The sequence below is a fragment of the Embleya sp. NPDC055664 genome, from assembly GCF_053618075.1.
Window position 1 is genome coordinate 1 of sequence record NZ_JBSHGZ010000051.1, and the last position, 19270, is coordinate 19270.

17 protein-coding genes and 1 pseudogene are annotated in these 19270 nt (G+C 71.5%); 9 read left to right on the forward strand and 9 right to left on the reverse strand.

Annotation, left to right across the window (positions count from 1 at the left end; all coding sequences use genetic code 11):
* Positions 1 to 101: 101 nt before the first annotated feature.
* The 6 genes from ACWGR4_RS44170 to ACWGR4_RS44195 all read right to left on the reverse strand — a co-directional run bounded on the left by ACWGR4_RS44170 (position 102) and on the right by ACWGR4_RS44195 (position 7822).
* On the reverse strand, positions 102 to 2057 hold the full coding sequence (locus tag ACWGR4_RS44170; RefSeq protein ID WP_452133438.1) for an endo-1,3-alpha-glucanase family glycosylhydrolase: 1956 nt from the start codon (positions 2055 to 2057) through the stop codon (positions 102 to 104).
* A 134-nt stretch (positions 2058 to 2191) separates the two neighbouring features.
* Positions 2192 to 3076, reverse strand: a complete 885-nt coding sequence (locus tag ACWGR4_RS44175) for an LAETG motif-containing sortase-dependent surface protein (RefSeq protein ID WP_452133439.1) — start codon at positions 3074 to 3076, stop codon at positions 2192 to 2194.
* Between the two features lie 211 nt (positions 3077 to 3287).
* Positions 3288 to 4019 (reverse strand): hypothetical protein, encoded by a 732-nt coding sequence (locus ACWGR4_RS44180; RefSeq protein ID WP_452133440.1) that lies wholly within the window; start codon positions 4017 to 4019, stop codon positions 3288 to 3290.
* A gap of 136 nt (positions 4020 to 4155) precedes the next feature.
* Positions 4156 to 5271, reverse strand: coding sequence for a carboxylate-amine ligase (locus ACWGR4_RS44185; RefSeq protein ID WP_452133441.1), 1116 nt, complete (start codon positions 5269 to 5271; stop codon positions 4156 to 4158).
* Positions 5272 to 5483: 212 nt separating this feature from the next.
* Positions 5484 to 6413: a hypothetical protein gene (locus tag ACWGR4_RS44190; protein ID WP_452133442.1), complete on the reverse strand. Its 930-nt coding sequence runs from the start codon at positions 6411 to 6413 to the stop codon at positions 5484 to 5486.
* Positions 6410 to 7822, reverse strand: coding sequence for a vWA domain-containing protein (locus ACWGR4_RS44195; RefSeq protein ID WP_380007980.1), 1413 nt, complete (start codon positions 7820 to 7822; stop codon positions 6410 to 6412). The genes ACWGR4_RS44190 and ACWGR4_RS44195 overlap by 4 nt, the downstream gene beginning before the upstream one ends.
* 523 nt (positions 7823 to 8345) lie before the next feature.
* Between ACWGR4_RS44195 and ACWGR4_RS44200 the strand changes: the two genes are divergently transcribed.
* The 5 genes and pseudogenes from ACWGR4_RS44200 (at position 8346) to ACWGR4_RS44220 (ending at position 13875) form a co-directional block, all read left to right on the forward strand.
* Entirely contained in the window at positions 8346 to 9572 is a 1227-nt protein-coding gene (locus ACWGR4_RS44200) for a carboxylate-amine ligase (protein WP_380007977.1), read from the forward strand.
* Between the two features lie 181 nt (positions 9573 to 9753).
* Positions 9754 to 10569 (forward strand): class I SAM-dependent methyltransferase, encoded by an 816-nt coding sequence (locus tag ACWGR4_RS44205; protein ID WP_452133443.1) that lies wholly within the window; start codon positions 9754 to 9756, stop codon positions 10567 to 10569.
* Positions 10570 to 11040: 471 nt separating this feature from the next.
* Positions 11041 to 12225, forward strand: a pseudogene (locus ACWGR4_RS44210) (glycoside hydrolase family 15 protein); the annotation flags it as partial.
* Positions 12226 to 12403: 178 nt separating this feature from the next.
* Entirely contained in the window at positions 12404 to 13255 is an 852-nt protein-coding gene (locus tag ACWGR4_RS44215; RefSeq protein ID WP_452133444.1) for a metalloregulator ArsR/SmtB family transcription factor, read from the forward strand.
* Entirely contained in the window at positions 13252 to 13875 is a 624-nt protein-coding gene (locus ACWGR4_RS44220; RefSeq protein WP_452133445.1) for a dihydrofolate reductase family protein, read from the forward strand. The genes ACWGR4_RS44215 and ACWGR4_RS44220 overlap by 4 nt, the downstream gene beginning before the upstream one ends.
* Before the next feature lie 21 nt (positions 13876 to 13896).
* Here ACWGR4_RS44220 and ACWGR4_RS44225 read toward each other — a convergent pair whose 3' ends face one another.
* Complete coding sequence (locus ACWGR4_RS44225) at positions 13897 to 15216, reverse strand: phosphoribosyltransferase family protein (RefSeq protein WP_452133446.1); 1320 nt, start codon at positions 15214 to 15216, stop codon at positions 13897 to 13899.
* A gap of 310 nt (positions 15217 to 15526) precedes the next feature.
* On the opposite strand from ACWGR4_RS44225, the gene ACWGR4_RS44230 reads away from it, so the two are divergent.
* Entirely contained in the window at positions 15527 to 16498 is a 972-nt protein-coding gene (locus ACWGR4_RS44230) for a universal stress protein (protein WP_452133447.1), read from the forward strand.
* 563 nt (positions 16499 to 17061) lie between these two features.
* A complete protein-coding gene (locus tag ACWGR4_RS44235) occupies positions 17062 to 17469 on the forward strand; it encodes a hypothetical protein (protein WP_380007951.1) in 408 nt (135 codons plus the stop codon).
* A 75-nt stretch (positions 17470 to 17544) separates the two neighbouring features.
* On the opposite strand, the gene ACWGR4_RS44240 is transcribed toward ACWGR4_RS44235, so the two are convergent.
* Entirely contained in the window at positions 17545 to 18018 is a 474-nt protein-coding gene (locus ACWGR4_RS44240) for an SRPBCC family protein (protein ID WP_452133924.1), read from the reverse strand.
* A 202-nt stretch (positions 18019 to 18220) separates the two neighbouring features.
* Here ACWGR4_RS44240 and ACWGR4_RS44245 point away from each other — a divergent pair, with 202 nt between their 5' ends.
* Together ACWGR4_RS44245 and ACWGR4_RS44250 are read left to right on the forward strand one after the other, a co-directional pair.
* Positions 18221 to 18412 carry a toxin-antitoxin system HicB family antitoxin gene (locus tag ACWGR4_RS44245; RefSeq protein ID WP_380007945.1) on the forward strand — a complete coding sequence of 64 codons (192 nt, stop codon included), beginning with the start codon at positions 18221 to 18223 and terminating at the stop codon, positions 18410 to 18412.
* On the forward strand, positions 18409 to 18705 hold the full coding sequence (locus ACWGR4_RS44250) for a type II toxin-antitoxin system PemK/MazF family toxin (RefSeq protein WP_380007942.1): 297 nt from the start codon (positions 18409 to 18411) through the stop codon (positions 18703 to 18705). The genes ACWGR4_RS44245 and ACWGR4_RS44250 overlap by 4 nt, the downstream gene beginning before the upstream one ends.
* Here ACWGR4_RS44250 and ACWGR4_RS44255 read toward each other — a convergent pair.
* A complete protein-coding gene (locus ACWGR4_RS44255; RefSeq protein WP_452133923.1) occupies positions 18675 to 19232 on the reverse strand; it encodes a permease-like cell division protein FtsX in 558 nt (185 codons plus the stop codon). The two genes, ACWGR4_RS44250 and ACWGR4_RS44255, sit on opposite strands and share 31 nt — an antisense overlap.
* Positions 19233 to 19270 lie beyond the last annotated feature (38 nt).

Consider the following 19270-nt stretch of genomic DNA (forward strand, 5'->3'; position numbering starts at 1 on the left):
GTTGTGTATACGAGACAGCGTTCCGAGAGCGTCCCGAACAGGCGGCGGGGCCGGGCCCGTTCGGACCCGGCCCCGCCGGTCGTACTCCCTGCCGTGACGCGTCAGCCGGCGCCGGGCCGGCCGCTGCTCGTGCCTCGGTAGCCGAGATCCTGCGCGGCGAAGTCCTTCCGCACCACATGTGCGGAGGAGACCGTCGCGACTGTGGCCGCACCGCGCACGATCGACGCCGAGTTGGTGCCGTAGGCGAGCGGGAACAGCCTCGCCTGCACACCGGCGGCGGCCTGGTAACTCTGGCCGGCGCCCCCGATCGTCGCGTTCACCGTCGCCGGAGCGACGAGGAACGTGAGCACCTCCACCGAGTCCCTGGGCGGGTCGGTCCCCGCTCTGGGGGTCATCAACTTCGTCTGACCGCCCGTCGGCCGGGCCGCGGCGAACTGCACGCGATGCGTGAGATACGCCGTGTCCCGGGTGATCGCGGGCCACGCACCGGTCTTGAGCCGGACCAGGTAGTAGTCCGAGATGTCGACCCAGGTGTGCCCCGAGTTGGCCGAGGGCGCGAACTGGGTGCCCTCGGAGTAGTCGTTCCAGGTGGTCAGTTGCACCCAGTCGGCGCCGCCGGAGATGCTGTTGTCCCAGGAGACCCGCAGGTTCTCGGTGTTGTTCGCCTCGTCGTAGATCCCCTGGTTGGGACGCTCGTCCTGCACCGCGACCGGCTGCATCCAGATCTTGCCGAGGCTGTGCGCCTTGGCGATGTCCGATCGGATGTTGCCCTGGCGGTTGGGACTGCGATTGCCCCAACTGGAGAACCCGTAGCTGACCGAGGCGTACTTGTCGGCGTTCGCCGCGAAGTTCAGGAACACCGGGACCAAGGCGACCCTGGTCTGGTGGGACTTCTCCATCGCGGTGATGAACTGCCCCCACCACTGCGGTGTCTGCTGCTCCGCCTTGAAGGGGGAGATCACCACCCGACCGTCCGGGAGACGCCGGACGGAGGCGGAGGACGCCAGGTCGGCCATCGACGCGGCGAGACCGACGGGGGTGACGTCCTTGAGCGAGGTCATGTCCGGCATCGGCACGATCGTGAAGCCGGGATCGGTGCTCTCGGCCGCCTTGATCAGCGTCTTGAGCCTGCTCCAGTGCGCACCGGTGGTGTTCAGTACGTCGACGGTGAAGCCGTCGACACCGGCGGCGGTCGCATCCCGGATCTCCCGTTGCATGTCCGCGAGTTGCCAATCCCCGGGCAGTGGCGCGCGCGGCGCCGGCCGATCCCGCAGCAGACCTCCGTAGGCGGCGTGCTTGCCGCTCTCGCCCGCCGGGTCGAGGTAATTGCGCTGGTAGTAGTCCTGATTCGGCTCCTTGTTGTCGAGGGAGGCGGGGTAGGGGGTGAAGTAGTGCGCGTACACCTTCTTGTCGCTCGCGCGCAGTGCCGCCGTGGACGGCATCTCGAAGGGCAGCGCTCCCGTGGTGGGGGTGGACGGATCGGTCCAGCGGACCGAGAGCCGGGGAGCCTGGGCGGCCCCCGCGCGCGTGGACTGGAACACGCCCTGCGCGCCCTTGGCCGCGGTCAGCGCGAAGGTGTACGACCCGTTGCCGGTGAACGTCGAGGACACGTCGATGGATCCGACCTGCCCCGCGGCGAACCCGTCGCGCGAGCCCACCTCGTCCCCGAACGCGGGCTGCCGGTTCCAGGTCAGCGTCTTCGCCGACCAGGTACCGGTGACCTTGTGCACCCGTACGGAAGTGTCGGTGGTCCGGGCCGAGTACAGGTCCAGACTCAGCCGCACGTCCCGGGCGCCCGCGGGCACGCCCGCGACGGTGAACCGCAGGAAGGCGCGACGCTCGGAGCGCGCGACCCCCTCGCAGGTCTCCGGACACACCGACAGCCAGGTCTGCGAGTCGTGGGTCTTGGCCGGAGCCACCTGACTCACATAGGCGTTCTCGGTGGTGGGCACCGTGGCCTTGGAGTTGTCCGAGTCACCCGACGCGACCCCGAAGGTGACGGCACCGCCGACCAACAGGAACGCGGGCAACACGAATTTGAGCGAACGAAATCGCAAGAAGCCCTCCACGGTACTTCGAGACAACCGACGTCGACTTTCCCGCGATCGGCAGGGGCCCGAATCGGGCCACGACATGACACGGCCCGGCCCCGAAGGGGACGCCGGCGCGGCGCGACGTCGGGAGCGGGTGGTCAGCCTGCGGCGCCGGGCCGGCGGGGGTCGCGTCGGTGGGGGCGGCGGCCGATCAGCAGGAGTGCGCCGACCCCGGAGACGAGCACGGCCGCGGACGCGCCGGCGATCCGCAACACGCCGTCACTCGCGCCGGTGTGGGCCAGTTGACCCGGCACATCGCCCGAGACGGGTGGGGTTCGTTGGTCGTCGGGAGGAGTCGACGCCGAGGTCGACGTCGACGGTGAGGTGGACGGGGGCTTGGACGTCGTGCCGGCGGACGTCGAGGGGCTGGGCTTCGAGGTCGGCGCGCCGGTACTGGGCACGGCGGTGGTCGGCGGGGCCGTGCCGGTCGGCGGCGCAGTGGTCGGCGGCTTGGTCGACGGCTTCGGCGACGACGGCGCGCATTCCTTGCCGCCGTTCCAACCCGCGATCAGGTCGGTCGGGAATTTCGCGTCGGGATAACGCGGCAGCGGATTGGCCTTCCCGTCGAAGACCTTGTCGTTGCCGTACAGATCGATCTGGCCGAAGCACGGCGGCGCGTAGCGGCTGATGTCGAGGGCGGCGGTGGGGTGCGCACCGGTGAGGGACACCGTGCGGGATCCGAGAAAGCGCTGCACCCCCGAGGTTTTCCAGGTGGGGCCGTCCGCGCTGTACGCGGCGAGGGTGACCTTGTACGTGCAGGACTTCGGCACGTTGCCGGCGACACGCACGTTCACCTTGGTGGCGAGGGAACCCAACAGGCCCGCCTTGGACCAGGTCTTGCCGTTGTCGACGGACCATTCGATGGCGGCCGTCCCGCATGCCTTGGCGTCGCCGTCGCCCGCGTGGGCGGGGCCGGCGCCGGCCACGGTCGCGACCAGCGCCACGGCGCCGACGCCCAGGCCCGTGGCGAGCCTGCCGGGCACCCTTCGTCTGATCGTCGTGTCGGTGTGACTTCGTTGCACTGTGCTGCTCCCCGGGCTGGGTGAGGGGTGACGACTCGATCCGCGGTCGGAGGGAGTCCGGGGGCAGGTTCGCGCCGTGCGTGAGTGTGAGGAAGGGCGAGCCGGTCACCCGGGACGGGTATACGCGCGGGTAGCCGCCGTCCGCCGTCCTTGTCGTCCTCTTCGTCCGCCGTCAGGCCGACTGGGCGCCGACGCCTTCCGGCAACACCCGGCCCACCCAATCCCGTACCGCCGCCTCGGTGGACGCGGCGTCGGTCGACTCGCGTCGGTCGAAGACCCGGAACCGAGCCGCGTCGTCGGTCGCGAGCCGCTCGAACAGGACCGCCTTGTGGTGCAGTTGCACCGGGTCGAGCAGTTTTTCGTGGTCCTGCGCGCGCACTCGCTCGACGACGGCTTCCGGTTCGTCCACGTTGATCAGCACGACACCGGGGAGCGGTCGCCATTCGGCGACGGTCGCCAGGAACCGGCGCGCGCTGCGGTGTGCCCGGTCGACGTCGCCGGGATGGCGGGCGACCGCGTCCTCGACGGCCGCCGTGTAGATGCCGCGCTGCTCGACGACGGTGCGTCCGGCGGCCAGGAACAGCCGGGCGGATTCGTAGCGGTGGGCCTGCATCGCGATCAGGGTCAGCGTCTCCGAGGCGGACCGTCCGCCCCTGATGTACGGGTCGCCCCCGACCGCCTCGGCCAGCGCCATCAAGGTGGCGAAGTCCGGCCGGGCGTTGGGTTCGCGGGTGGATCCGACGAAGATGCGCGGGGGTGAGATGATCGACCGCAGCAGCGCCGAACTCACCTCGTACGCCTCCAGCCCCTCCACCCCCACGAGCAGGCCGGGGCGTCTGACGCGCCCACCCGTGGTGACTTTGGACTCACGTTCTCGGGTGGGGTCCTGCGTGGTCTGAGACATGGTCGAATGTTGCGCCGGGGCGATCGGTCGACAACAGGCCGCGACGGGCATCAGCGACGGGTAAACCCCATGGTAATAAGGAGAGTTCGCCGAACCCGGGCCGGTGTACTCCCCCGGGAGGTCGATCGCCGATCGGTTACCGGACGGCGGTGCCGAGCGCCGAGCCGGCGTCGATCGCCGGGGAAGCGGGAGCCGGAGCGGTGTCGGTGACGACCACGCAGGCCATGGTACGGGCCAACTCCCGGTCCACGACGACGGACAGGCCGCCCCGGCGCGCGGCGTCGCGCTGCCGCGAGGCACCGGAACCCTCCGCGAGCACCCGCTCGATTGCGGTCTCGACCCGGTCGAGGTCGTCGGTCTCGCGCAGGTACGGGGCCATGTCGGCCACCAGGGCACGGACCACCGTGGCCGCAGGACGCGTCACTGCGGCCACGGGGTCGATCAGGTCGTGCGCGAGCCCGCAGCGCCCCGCGTGGCGGATCGCGTCGAGGGCGATCGTCGGCGAGGCCGCCGGGGGCGTGCGGTGCGCAACGACGGCACGGGAGGCGTACCGGTAGAGCGCGCGGAACAGGGCCGCGATCGCGACGCTCGCCTCGACGTCGGCGATGGCGTCACAGACGCGGAGTTCGAGCATGGGCGCGTGCGCCGACAGGCGGAGCGGAAGGTGCGGCGTCTCGCGGGGCGACGTCGTGGCGCCGACACCGCGTACGGCCTTCGTCGGGGCCGAGACCTGCGGGCGGTTCCAGCGCCAGCTGGCGTGGCCCGTGTCGCGGCCTGCCCAGTACGGCGAACTCGACGACAGGGCCAACAGCGTGGGGACATGCGGCATGATCCACGCGATCGCCCGGGTCGCCACCTCGCTGTCCTCGGCCTCGACGCGGACGAACATGCCGCAGGTGACCGGGCCGTCGGCGGGTTCCGGGTCGTGGTACGGATGGTTGTGCTCCGGGAACTCCCGGTTCGCGTCCGGGTTCGGGTTCGCGTGGAGCAGGGGTGCGGTTCCGCTCGCCAGCGCACCCAGGTGCAGGCCCGCGGCGCGCTGTACCAGGATTCCGCGCAGTGCCACCAACTCGCCGCGCAGGTCCTTGAGTTCGTGGTGCGCGGAACCGACGAGCCGGATCGTCGAAGCGGTGCCCCCGCCGACGAAGGCGCCGATCGGAAGGCGGTGCAGGAGCCTGCGCGCCGACGGGACCACCCGTTTGGTGGCCAAGTCGACGACGTGGAACTCCTCTTCGATACCCAGCTTGAGCACAGTGACCCCTTCATCGGCCTCGGCAGGACGCCGACGAGGTCCGGGCAACCCGTGTCCGTGGGCGCCCCGTCTCGTCGCCTGCCGCCTCGGACCCATCCGATCGGCGTCCGGAACAACGGAGCCCATCGTCGCCACGGGCCGAGCGGGACAGAAGGACGGGGTGGTTACCACGTATGGGTAAATCCTCCGGTAGCCCGGGTGCCCGGTGCGGTTCAGGTCGGCGGGGGTGGGCTGCCGGGAGGCCGCGGCGGCAGGTGTTCCGAAGGTGGGGCCGGCCGCGTGTGCGCGCTCCACGGCGAGACCGGTACCGGGGCGGATGCGGCGGACCTGCGGCGCAGTGCGTAGCCCGCGGCCGTCGCGACCAGGAACGCGGCGGCCGTCGCGCCGACCGGGAGGCCCCAGTCGGAGGCGGCGGACGACGTGTCGCCGTCGCTGGTCCGGGCCCCCGCGTGCGCGGTCGAGTCGGCGACGGGGCGGCTTTGCGCGGGGGGCGGCGTTGGGGTCCGTGCCTCGTTGTCGGGGTCGATCGGCTCATCCGGGTGTTGCACGGGCACCCCCTCGACGGATACCTCCAGCGTGATCGGGACGACGACGCCGCGTTGCGGTCCCTGGGCGCCCGAGATCGAGACCTGGATGTAGTACGGCCCGCGCAGCGCGTAGTGGTCGTCCTTGAACTCCTTCAAGGAGCCCTTCGTCCCGTCGAAGTTCTCGTACTTCTTGCCGTCGCCCACGGTCCACGCGCCCGAGGACACCTCCAGATGCGAGGTGCCGGGCGTGAGTTGGTTCGGCGGGGCGGCGGTGTTCGGGATGGCCTCGCGCAGCGGGTTGTAGAGGTTGACGACGAAGCGGGGGCCCTGCTTGTACGGGAAGTCGGTCGGGATGTCGACGGAACCCTTGACCGACAACCGCTGGCCGGCCTGCACGTACACGCGCCAGAACAGGAAGTCGCCCACGACCAGGCTCTCCCGATGCACGCCGGAGACGAGCGTGCCCGCGCCGTTGAACGAATAGCCGCCGGCGGCATCGGCCGCCGCCGGGGGTTCGGCGCCTGCCGCCGTGCCGATGAGGGCGATCGGGGCGGTCAGGGCGGTGACGGCGGTCAGGACGGCGATTGCCCGACGGATGCCCGGCATGCGGCTCATGCTCGGCTCCGGCGGCGGCGCGAGGAGGTGGCCACGAAGGAGCCCAGGGCGCCGCCGAGGAGGATCGCGCCGGCGATGAGGGCGACGGTGGTCGTGGTGCCGGGACCGTTGTCGTTGTCGGCCGCGCGGGCGGCCACCGGGGCGCGCGAGTCGTCGGCAGAGCCCCCGGAGGGCAGCTCGGCGTTCGCGCCGGCGCCGGCGGTGGGGGTGACGGCCGGGGCGCCGTCGGGTTGCGTGGCGTCCGCCCGCTTCGGATGGCTGATCAGGAGTTCGAGGAGGATCCGACGCTGGGGGTCGACCTCGGCGTTGTGCGAGATCCGCAGGCATCCGATGCCGTCGGGCGACTTGGCCGTGTTGTGCTTTCCGCCGGTGGCGCCGGTGGTGACGATGTTGTTCGCCTCCAGGGCCACGCCCTCGCTCAGGAGCCAGCTCTGCGGCAGGTCCGGTGGACCGGAGCGGATGAACAGGTGGGTCAGGAACGCCGAGTTCTCCCGACTGTCGTCGTGGCGCATGCGCTCCGAGAAGATGGCGGTGGCGCCGATGGCCAGGTCCTCGTCCGGGCTCTTGCGGATGCGATACCAGAGGTCGCGGCTGGTGGTGAACGCGTCGAGATACTGGCCGTCCTCGACCATCGGCGCGTTCGGGCATCCGGTCGTGGCGCCCTGGACGGGGCGTCCGGAGGCCGTGTACGGCGTCGCGGCCCGCCGGAAGAGGCCGGTCATGCCGGACACCAGCGAGTCGGCGTCCTTCGCGTCGGCGTAGGCCCCGCCACCGGCGGTGGTGATGCACTTGAGCTGGTCGCGGGCCGCCCCCGAGACGTTGAAGCCGACCGCGTCCACCGTCAATTTGGTGCCGCCCGCGTTCAACTCCTTGGCGACCTCGCACGGTTGCGGCGGCGCGCAGGTGTCCTCGCCGTCCGACACGAGGATCACGTGCCGCTCGCCCTGCGTACCGAGGTCGTTCGAGGCGGCCCGCAAGGCGTTGCCGATCGGGGTGAATCCGATCGCGGTCAACCCGGCGACCTGCTGTCGGGCCGTGCTCTTGGCCGCCGCGGTCGGCGTCGCGACCGGCATCAGGAGCCGGGTGTCGGCGCAACCCTGGACCTTGTCCGTTCCCGGGTAGGTCGAGCCGTAGACGCGGATGCCGACCTGCGCGGTGTCCGGAGCCGTGTCGAGGATGCGGTTCACCGCCTGCTTGGCGGCTTCCAAGCGGGTTTGTCCGCCGCCGGCGTCGTTTTGCTTCATCGAGCCGGACAGGTCGAGTACCAACTCCACCTTGGCCGGCTCCGACCCGCTCTGCGGCGCCGGATCGGCCGTCGCGACGGAAGCGGGCCCGCACAGCGCGAGGAACAGCGCGGCCGGTGTCACGGCCGCGCAGGCGCGTAGGTATCGGATCACAGAGTCGATCATGGGAGCCGGAACCTCCGATGCCAAGGGGGAAGGCCCATCGGACTCGCTGCACCGATCGTGGTCCGGCTCATCCTGAACGCCGAAGAACGAGGCGGATAGCCGGATTGCGCGAGCGGAGAGCCGGCCGGACGGTCGGCCGCCCGACCGGCGACGGGCGGTGAAGAGGTGGCGCCGAGGGCGGGCCTGGTGTTGGGTTGGGCTTTGCGTCGGTCGGCCTCCGTGCCGGCGCCCGGTTCCCGATCACAGGCCCAGAAGCGCCGTTGCTCAGCGTAAGACTTCTTGGACCCAGCGGGTCTTGGCAGCACGGTCACCAAGTCGCAGTCTTGTCCAACGGCCTTGCAAGCCAACGGATTTCGGCTGCTTCGACGACCCGCCCGAGGGTCCGCCGACTTCGCTCGACCACGGGGGCGGCCCGACCGTCGAGGGCACGGGACGGTACCTACGCCATGGCTGTCCGGCCGAGGGAACACACGCGGGCGGCGGAACACGTGCAGCCGACACTGGACACATCTCAAGGGGACGCATGTCGATTCGGACTGTGGGTGTCGAAGAAGAGTTTCACATCGTCGACCGTCGGACGGGGAGGTTGAGCCCGGCGGGTACGGAACTGCTCGCCGAGCTCCCGGCGGCCGGCTTCACCGGTGAGGCCAAGGAAGCGTCGATCGAGACCAACAGCCAACCACACCGCGAACTGGCCGACCTGCGCGCCGACCTGATCGCCTCCCGAAGCCTTCTGGCCCGCGCGGCCGAGAAGATCGGCGTGGCCGTGATCGCCTCGGGCACCGCGCCGTTGATGGACCTGGCGGACTCGCCCCAGGCCCCGGGCGACCGCTACGCCGCGATCAAACGCGACTACGCCCTGGTGGCGGACGAGCAGGTGATCTGCGGGATGCACGTCCACGTCGGGATCGAGGACCGCGACGTGGCCGCGCGGGCGATGGCCTGGATCTCGCCGCATCTGCCCACCCTCCTCGCGTTGTCGGCCAGTTCCCCCTACTGGCTCGGTACCGACACCGGATACGCGAGTTGGCGCAACATGCTCTGGCAACGCTGGCCGTCGGCGGGCCCGGCCGACACTTTCGCGTCGGCCCGGGAGTACGACGCCATGTTGGAAGGTCTGGTCCGCTCGGGGGTGATCCTCGACATCGGCATGCACTACCAGGACCTGCGACTGTCCTCGCACGTGCCGACGATCGAGATGCGCATCTGCGACGCCTGTCCGGACGTGGACACGTCCGTGCTCATCGCCGTGCTCTTCCGTGCCCTCGTGCACCGCGCGATCCGGGCCGTCGAGGCCGGGGAACGACCCCCGCAGCACTCGCCGGCCTGGCTGCGCGCCGCGACCTGGCGGGCCGCGCGCTCGGGTCTCGAAGGGCAGTTGATCGATCCGACGACGATGGCCGGCGACTCGGCGCGCACGGTGATCTGGACGCTGATCGAGAACCTGATGCCGGATCTCGTCGCGGCGGGGGACTTCGCCTTCGTACGGGCGGTGACCAAGCGGATGTTGGATGCCGGGAGCAGCGCCGCGCAGCAGCTTCGGGTGGACGATCCGTCGCCGCGGGCGGCGGCGCAATTGTTGCGGGCGCAGACGGTGTCGTTCGGTGAGATGCCGGGCGCGAGCGCGGGTGCGAGTGCGAACGGGGTTGCGCGCAAGAAGCTTTCCGGCGAGGTGAGCGAGGTGGGCGAAGGAGAGGGTGTGGATTCGAGTGTGGAGCGGGTGACCGATACGCCCACTTTGGTTGCCTGATGTTGCTGGTTTTGCGGCAGTGAGTGAGAGCTTCGGAACGGGTGCACGGATCCTCGTGCACCCGTTTTGCTTTGTCGCGAACCAGGTCTGTCCGCATCTTGATACGTAAATCTCATCATTCGACATGACGGCGTACGGTGAGGCGCATCGGCGAATCGGGATCGCGAGAAGCGAGGGCGTCATGTCGAAGGAATCCGCGGTATACACGCACGGGCACCACGAATCCGTGCTGCGTTCGCACACCTGGCGGACCGCCGCCAACTCGGCGGCCTACCTGCTCGACCGGATCGAGCCGCACATGAGGATCCTGGACATCGGGTGCGGGCCGGGCACCATCACGGCCGATCTGGCGGCACTGGTCCCCGACGGCGGGGTCACCGGTGTCGACCACGCGCCGGACATCCTGGACCGGGCGCGCGCCACGGCCGCCGAACGCGGGCTGGAAAACACGGAGTTCGCGGTCGCCGACGTGCACGCCCTGGACTACCCGGACGACACGTTCTGCGTCGTACACGCGCACCAGGTGCTGCAACACGTGGGCGACCCGGTGCAGGCCCTGCGGGAGATGTACCGGGTGACCAAGCCGGGCGGGTTCATCGCCGCCCGGGACGCGGACTATCCGGCCATGGTCTGGTTCCCGCCCGTGCCCGGCATGGACGAATGGCTGGACCTGTACCTGCGGGTCGCCCGCGCCAACGGCGGCGCGCCGGACGCGGGGCGGCGGCTCAAGTCCTGGGCGCTGCAAGCCGGTTACCCCGACATCACCGCCTCGTCGAGCACGTGGTGCTTCGCCGACCCGGCGGAACGCGCCTGGTGGAGCGAGCTGTGGGCGGACCGCACCCTGGCCTCGGCCTACGCCGACCGTGCCGTCGCCGGCGGCCACGCGACCCCCGACGAACTGCACGCGGTGTCGAACGCCTGGCGGCAGTGGGGCAGTCGCGAGGACGGCTGGTTCTCGGTACAACACGGAGAAATCCTCTGCCGCAAGGCGGGTTGATGCTGCCGGGGAAGCCGACGAAGAGGATTAGGGCAGTCGCTGGGGGCGCGTACACGATCACGGCGTCCCAGCGAGGCACCGCAGAGGCCGATGGCTCGGAAGCGTCGGGAAGACAGCCGTCGGCGACCATGTTCCGAGAGTTCGAGCCGGGCACGGAGTTCCCGTCGTGCGCGGCGAGGACGCGTCGCGAAGCTGTTGCCCGGGTGGGGCCTCTCATCGCCTCGCATCACCACTACGGGGCAGGTCATGATTCTCGGCTCCTCACGATGGCCCCGCCGGCCGACGGCGCGGTCGGTGGAGGGTGCCGCGGCCAGGAGTGGCTGGGGGCCGTTCGATGTCGCGATGATGGGCACAACGGCCGACGCGCTCGGCCGAGGCGGCAACGCCGCCCGCCACACCACACGACCACCTGTGGGATCGCGCCGGTGCCAGGACCTTGTGCGTCCTCACCGCCGCAGCCGAGGAGGCGCTGTGAAGGAGTACCCCCCGATCGCGGACCACGGCATCGTCGGCGACCTGCAGACGGCGGCGCTGATCGCCGCCGACGGCACCGTGGACTGGTGGTGCACACCCCGGTTCGATGCCCCCAGCGTGTTCGCCTCGCTTCTCGACAGCGACCGCGGAGGCCATTGCCGTCTCGCGGCCGATGTCGGAGACGACGCGACCGTCCGCCAGCTCTACCTCCCCGACACAGACCTGCACCTGCAGGTCACCGCGCCGATCACCTTGCATCCGGACGGCACCGACGTCTCCGCCCGTTTCACCCTGCAGGCGGGGGAACGGGCCGCGGTCGTGCTCACCAGCGAAACCGGTACAGCGGGCGCGCTCAGCGGCTGTCCCGGCGGTGCCACGCCCTCCGTCGAGGCGGTCCTGGACGCTTTCGAAGGGTGCAGTGCGTTTTGGCTCGACTGGCTGCGGGCCTCCCGCTATCGCGGCCGCTGGCACGAGATGGTCACCCGTTCCGCCATCACGCTCAAGCTCCTTACCTACGCCCCCACGGGCGCCCCCATCGCCGCAGCGACCATGGGGCTGCCCGAGCAGATCGGCGGGGAACGCAACTGGGACTACCGCTACACCTGGGTTCGCGACGCCTCCCTGTCGGTCCGCTCCCTGGTTGGCCTCGGCTTCACCGCGGAGGCGGACTCCTTCCGCCGTTGGCTGCGCGATCGCCTCGACGCAGGCGGCACCGCCTCCGGCGAACCGCTGCAGATCATGTACCGCGTCGACGGGGAACCGCACCGGACCGAGGAGGTGCTCGACCACCTGGAGGGCTACCGCCGCTCCGCCCCGGTACGGGCCGGAAACGCGGCCGCCGACCAGATCCAGCTCGACATCTACGGTGAGGCCGCCTACGCCCTCGCCCAGGCCGAGGACATCGGCGCCGTCCGCGGCCGGCGCGCCTTCGCACGCGTCATCGATTGGCTCGTAGAGAACTGGGACCGGCCCGACGAGGGCATCTGGGAGACCCGCGGAGGACGCCAGAACTTCACCTACAGCCGCCTGATGACCTGGGTCGCCTTCGACCGCGCCGCCAAACTCGCCACCGCCTACTCCCGCCCCGGCGACCTCACCCGCTGGCTCGGCGCACGCGACGCCGTCCTGCGGCAGATCGTCGAACACGGCTGGAGCGAAGAACGCCGGGCGTTCGTCCAGCACATCATCGTCATCGGCACCAAGGAGGGCTTGGCCTCGAACCGCGCCCGCAGCCGAGTCGGTGGACGCCCCGGTGTCGCCACCGAGATGCTCACACCCGATAACAGGCTCTTTGAAGGCTGAGTAAGCCTTCCGGAAGTATTCGTTGACACGAATATTCGTGTGGGTGAATACTTTGGTCATGGACGAACTCCTTGTCGCGCTGGCCGATCCGGCTCGTTGGCGGCTTGTCGTGTTGTTGGCGGAGCGGCCTCGGTCGGTCGGGGTGTTGGCTCGGTTGGCCGAGGCGCGGCAACCGCAGACGACCAAGCACCTGCAGACGTTGGAGCGGGCCGGGATCGTCGCGTCGCAGCGCAGCGGGCAGCGTCGGATCTATGCGTTGCGGCCCGGTCCGCTGCGGGAGTTGGCCGACGCGCTCGGGCGGATCGCCGATACGGCCGAGCGGGTCGGCGGGCCGGGGGAGACCCACGACCGCTACGGGCGCGGCTTGGAGGCGGAGCGGCTCGCCGCCGCGGAGGCGGGGTGGGCCGACGGCCGCTCGTTCGGGTTCGCCCGGTCGTTGCCGGCGCGGCCGGGTGCGGTCTGGCCGTATCTGACCGAGGCGGCTCTGCTCGCTCGATGGTGGGTGCCCGACGATCTGCGGGTCGCCGAATCGGTCTTCGAGGCGCGACCGGGTGGGCGGGTCGTGCTGGAGTATCGCGATGCGGAGGACGTCGACGACACCGGCCCGGTCGTGGGTCGGGCGGAGGGCGTCGTCGACGAGGTACGCCCCGGCGAGCACCTCGCGTACCGGCTTTTGCCGCTGCTGCCCGACGGCGGGCCCGCCTTCACCTCGCACGTCGAGCTGGACCTGCGCCCCGACGGCGCCGGCTCCGGGCTCGACGTGCGTTGGCGGATCACCGACAGCACCGTCGAGTCGGCCGACTTCATCGCCGGCATCGAGATCGGCTTCGGCCAAAGCCTCGACAAACTCGCGGCGATCCTCGCCGCGGCCACGCACACCCCCGACACCGACACCAGGAGCACGCGATGAGCACGCAGACCGCCGGCCGCAGGATCGTCACCAACATCGCCCTGTCCCTCGACGGCCGCTACGCCCGCCCCGACGCCCCCGAGGACATGAGCTGGGTGATGCCGTACGCGCTCACCGACGTCGCCCGCGACCACCTCACCCAGCTGTGGGAGCCGGCCACGACGGCACTGCTCGGACGGGTCAACGCCGAGGGATTCCTGGGCTTTTGGCCCACGATCATCGGCGCGGAGGGCGTCGATCCGCGCGACGAGGGCTTCGCGAAGTGGCTCGTCGGGACCGAGAAGGTCGTGCTCTCCTCCACGCTCGGCGAGGCGCCCGCGCCCTGGGAGCGGACGACGATCGTGAACAAGCCGACCGCCGAGGTGGCCGCCGACCTCAAGGCGAGCGAGGGCGGCGACATCCTCGTGCTCGCCGGCGCCGGTGTGATCAAGGCACTGCTGGCCGCGGACGCGGTCGATCGCCTGGCGCTCACCGTGTTCCCGGTCTTCCTCGGCGGCGGTCCGCGCCTGTTCGAGGACGGCCTGCCGACCGCCGAGTGGACGCTCACGGCGCAATCCGCGGGCGAACACGGCACGCTGTGCCTGGTCTACGACCGCGTCCGCGGGGGATTCGCCGGGTGACTCCGGAGCGACCCGGCGCGGTCAGGACGCCGGTGTCGGGGCACGGTGGTGCGGGTCGGCGGTGAACCAGGCTCGGGCCAGGTCGGCGACGGCGGCGAGGGTGCCGGGTTCGGCGAAGAGGTGGCCGGCGTGGGGCACGACCGCCAGTTCGCTTTCGCAGCGCAGGTGGGTGCGGGCCTGTTCGTTCAGGGAGAGGACGCTCGTGTCGTCGCCGCCGACGATGAGCAGGGTGCGGGCGGTGACCTCGGGCAGGCGGGGCGTGGCCAGGTCGGGCCTGCCGCCGCGGCTGACGACGGCGCTCACCCGCTCGCCGAGGTCGGCGGCGGCCCACAGTGCGGCGGCGGCGCCGGTACTGGCGCCGAAGTAGGCGACGCTCGCCGTCCGGGCCTCGGGTCGTTCGCGCAGGTCGCGGGTGACGGCGACGAGGCGTGCGGCCAGGAGCTCGATGTCGAAGACGTTGCCTCGGGCCTGTTCCTCGGTTTCGGTGAGCAGGTCGAAGAGCAGGGTGCCCAGGCCGGCCCGATTGAGGACGTCGGCCACGAAGCGGTTGCGGGGGCTGTGTCGGCTGCTGCCGCTGCCGTGGGCGAATACGACGATGCGGTCGGCTCCGGCGGGGACGGTGAGCCGGCCGCGCAGTCGCACGGCGCCGACGGGCAGGTCCACGTCCTCGTCCGTCGGGCCGGCCCCGCCGGACGGGCCCGGCGTCGGGTTCCGGGCGGCGGCCCGGGTCAGGCAGTCGACGACCTCCTCGTCGGTGGTCTGGGAGAAGTCCGAGTAGAACTGTCCGACCGCCATGAAGCCGAGGGGGTTGTGCAGGCAGACCAGCTCGTCGGCGTCCGCTCCCGCCGACCAGCCGGACGGCGCGACGGGCACGGCGAGGACCACGCGGGCGGCGCCGCGGGCCCGGACGGTGCGGCAGGCGGCGAGCGCGGTGGATCCGGTGGCGATGCCGTCGTCGACGATCAGGACGGTGCGGTCGGCGAGTTCGGGGGGCGGCCGGCGGCCCCGATAGCGGTGCGCGCGCTCGGTCAGCAGGGCCCGCTCGCGCTCCTCGATGTCCCGCAACGTGGTCGTGGAGACGCGCGAGCTGCGCACGACACGGTCGTTGAGCACGCGGGTCCCGTCCTCGGCGATGGCGCCCATGCCCAGTTCGGGGTGGGACGGCACGCCGAGTTTGCGCACCAGGCATACGTCCAGGGGTGCGTGCAGGGCCGCGGCCACCTGCGCCGCGACCGGTACCCCGCCTCGGGGCAGGCCCAGGACGATCACGTCCTCGCCGGCGAGGTGGGTCAGTCCGGCGGCGAGTTGTCGACCCGCGTCGACTCGATCGGTGAAGAGCATGGTTCCTCCTCCGTGCGAACGCGGGGAAGAGGCCGGGGCTCGGGCCGCGGGGGACGGTTCCTGGGGAGGCGGCCCGGGCGATCGGCGCCGGTTGGGTCCGACGCGGGTGGTTCCGGCGCGGGCGCGGTGGGTGATCGCGGTCGCCGATCTCGGCTCGTCCCGCTCCTTCGATTCTGCGACCCCGGCGCACCGAGTGCCCGTCGTCGCGACGACGGGACGCACACGCGAGACAGACAGCGGACGGACGAGAGACAGTGGAAGGGGACAGCATCGCCATCGAGGGGGGTTCCCAGGGTTACCGGGAGCTGTCATGACAACCGGACGTCGACCCGTGGTGGTCGGAGTCGAGAACTCGGCGGCGGGCATGCTCGCCGTCTCCTGGGCCGCCGACGAGGCCGCCCGACACGCGCTGCCGCTGCGCCTGGTCCACGCGTCGGAGTGGCCGGCCGATCCGGCGGGCGCGGAGACCGCGGCGGAGTCGAGCCGGCACGACGGCCGGCTGCATCGGGCGCACGTCTTCGACTGGTCGGTCGAGACGTATCCCGAGGCCGAGGTCCCCGTGGTGCGCCGCAGTTGGGCCGAACGTCGGCGCGCGGCCGACGAGGCGCTGTTGGACAAGGCGCGGGTGGTGGCGGCCAAGCGCAGACCGGATGTGGCGGTGACCACGGCGGCGGTGGACGGGCGGCCGGTGGACGTGTTGCGGGTGGAGGCGCGTGAGGCGAGTGTGCTGGTGCTCGGGTCGCGCCGGTTGTCCGCGTTCACCGAGTTGTTGACGACGGGCAGCATCGCGGTTCCGGTGAGTGCGCACGCGCCGTGTCCGGTGGCGGTCGTGCGTGGGCCCGAGCCGATCACCGGGGAGCCGCCGGTGGTGGTGGTGGGTGTCGACGGGTCTGCCGGGTGCGAGCGGGCCGTCGGGTACGCCTTCGAGACCGCCTCGTTGCGCGGCGCGGGCCTGCGGGCGGTGCACGTGCGGCCGCCGACGGCGAGCATGGTGGCCGCGTTCGGCAGCGAGGCCGAGGTGGAGGAGGCGCTGGTCCGGCTGGGCGAGACGCTGGCGGGATGGAGCGAGAAGTATCCGGACGTGTCGGTGGAGCGGGTGACGATTCTGGGCCATCGGGTGCGCGCGTTGGCGGATGCGGCGGCGGACGCGATGTGTCTGGTGGTGGGCAGTCGGGGAATGGGCGGTTTCCGCGGCATGCTCCTGGGGTCGGTTACCAACGGGCTGATCCACCACGCTCCCGGGCCGCTGGTGATCGTTCCGCAGGGCGGCGACGTCGGGTGAGCGCGTGGCGGGCTCGGGTACGGGTCCGGGAACCGGCGCCGGGGCCGGTGCGGGGCGTCCGGCGGCGTGGCGCGGGTGGATCACGGGCGGGTCGTGGACGCGTCGCGGTGCGGGATCCGGGTAGGCGGGCGAAGGAGTGCTCGGAGTGCGAGAGCCGTCGTGGACGCGTCGGGGAGTGATCCGAGCGGGAGACGGACGGGAGGTCGCGGGGACAGACGCCGCCGAAGGATCCCGGGGCGAACCCGGGGAGCGATGCGAGGGAGACAGAGCGATGACCATTCCCATGCCGGTGGACCCGGATACCCGCCCGCCGCAACCGACGCCCTGGCCGGGACCGGGCCCGGGGCCCGTGCCGGAGCCGGAGCCGCCGCGACCGGGGCCCACGCCCGAACCGGAGCCGGGCCCGGAGCCCGAGCCGCAACCCGTGTGACCTCGGTGATCGTGTCGGCGTGTGCCCGGTCGGGGACGCGGTGCGAGCGGGTTCGGTACGGGTTGGGCCGGCCCGAAGCCGGGCGTAGCGTTGATGGGTGGGGGTGTCGCACGCAATCCCGAGCGGAACGGATGTGAGCGTCGTGATCATCATCGGACTCTTCATCGCGGCGGCGAGCGTCGCGTTCGCGGCCCTGCTCGTCGCGTACAACACCTCCGGGGGTCCCGAGTACACGGTGAGCATGTTCGACACGGACATGGTCACCCTCGATACGCTGGCGGCGTTCCTGGCCGGGCTGGCGCTGGCGCTGTTGTTCTGCGCGGCGCTGGCGATGGTGGCGACGGGGATGCGGATGCGGGCGCGGCGGCGCAACTCCGCGGCCCGCGTTGGGGATTACGACCGGGATGGCCGGGCGGCTCGCTACCGGGCCGCGCACGAGTGGCGGGCGGATCCGGCTCGCACCGAGCGTGCGGATGCGCGTGGGGAGCCGACGGCGCCTGCGCCGCAACGGCCGCCGGAGCCGCCGGAGGGCAATGTTTGAGGTGGTCGCGCGTGACGGGCCGGCGCGGCGGGTCCGCCGAGCCCGCCCCGTTGTTCGTAGTGTGGCGGGGCGGTGTCAGTCCGGCTGGATGCGGCTGTGGCCGGTGGGGCTCGGGGTGTCGCGCATCTCGCCGAGGGCCTTGGTCTCGACGAGTTCCTTGAAGCGCAGCAGGTCCGGCCGGACCCGGGTCGCGGTGAAGGGCGGGGTGGTCTCGGTGGTGTCGGTGAGGCCCTCGGGTTCGACCTCGGTGACGACGTCGATGGTGGTGTGGTCGGCGTCGACCGCGCGGAAGGTCACGAGCGCGTGGTGGCGGGGTTCGTCCGACACGGTGCACCAGGAGACACGTTCGTCGGGGAGTTCCTCGGTCTCGGTGCCGAATTCGCGGGTCACGCCCGCGGTGTAGGTCCTCCAATAGTGGTGGTGTGCGTCGAGCCGGACCACCTCCTCGACCCCGTCCATGAACTGCGGGTACTCCTCGAAGCGGGTCCACTGGAGATACGCCGTATGCAGCGGGACGTCCACGTCGACGGACTCGGTCGCGGCGGTCATGGCGGTCACCTCCCACGGTGGGACGAACGATATGTCTGCGGCCTGCCCTGGGGTCGCGCGCCCAAACGATGTCGCTGCGGCGGTACGGGCGCGGGTGGGGTGGGGGGATGCGCGCGGGGTGGGAGGGGAGGATCGAGGTCCGGTCGGGCGAAATCGCCGCCACCGAGGGACACCACCGGGGTGTGGTTGCTACGTTGGTGGCATGACGGTGATGACGTTGCGGATTCCCGACGACCTCGACGCCTCGATCCGGGCGGGCGCGGCGGCGGCGGGGTTGTCCCTGAATGCCTATATCGTGCGGGCCGCGCGCCGGCAGGCGGTGCTGGACGCCGCTCGGCAGTTGGCCGCGCTGGGTCTGGGCGAGGAGTTGTGCGGCGAGGGCGACACGCTGTGAGGCGTGGCGAGATCTGGACGTTGGGCGACGGCCGCGATGTCTTGGTCGTCTCGCTGGACGGTCTCGAACAGGCCTATGCGGCGGTGCTCGCGATCGTGCTGCATCCGGCGGGCCGCTTCCCGGACACGGCGATGTCCGTGGTGATCGAGCAGCCGCTGCCGTCGACCGCGGTGGCGGTCAACCTCCAGCAGTTGCGTACCGCCCGGTTCGACGACGCGAAGCTTGTCGGCACCGTGGCCCGCGAGGTGATGGAGCGGGTCGATCAGGCGCTGCGCGCGGTGCTGGACCTGTAGCCGGGCCCTCCGGCCGGGGCGGGCCGGGTGTGATGCGTCGTCGACGCGACGCCGGGGTGTGTGGTGATCGCGGAGATCACGGTCGGGGCGGTGCCGGGGTCGCGGAGCTCGACGCGGAACGAGTCCGGCAGTTGTTCGGGGCCGATCGCCGGGGCCGGGGCGGTGTTCGTCCATTGCAGGCGCAGCCGCTCCCACGCCTCCTGGTGATCCTCGTAGTACACCCGCTGAACCTGCGGCATGGCTTCGAGCGCGGCGGAGATGTCGGCGCGCTGGGCGGTCGTGACGAGGCCGGTGGCGCAGCCGCCCGTCCGGGGGTCGCCGACGTGACACAGGAATACGGAGAGGTCGGCCTTGCCGGCCCAGTAATCGGCGCCCGGCGGCAGGTTGTCCCCGGCCGGGGTGGGGGTTTGCGGGGTGCCGGCCCCGTAGCCGTCGTCGGAGCAGCCGGCGATGGTCGTGAGCGACATCAGCGCGGCCGCACAGCCCGCGGCGATGGTGCCGGTGCGTGATGTGACGTGTTTGGTCATCTTCGTCCCCAAGTGGTGAACATCCCGGCTACTCAGTG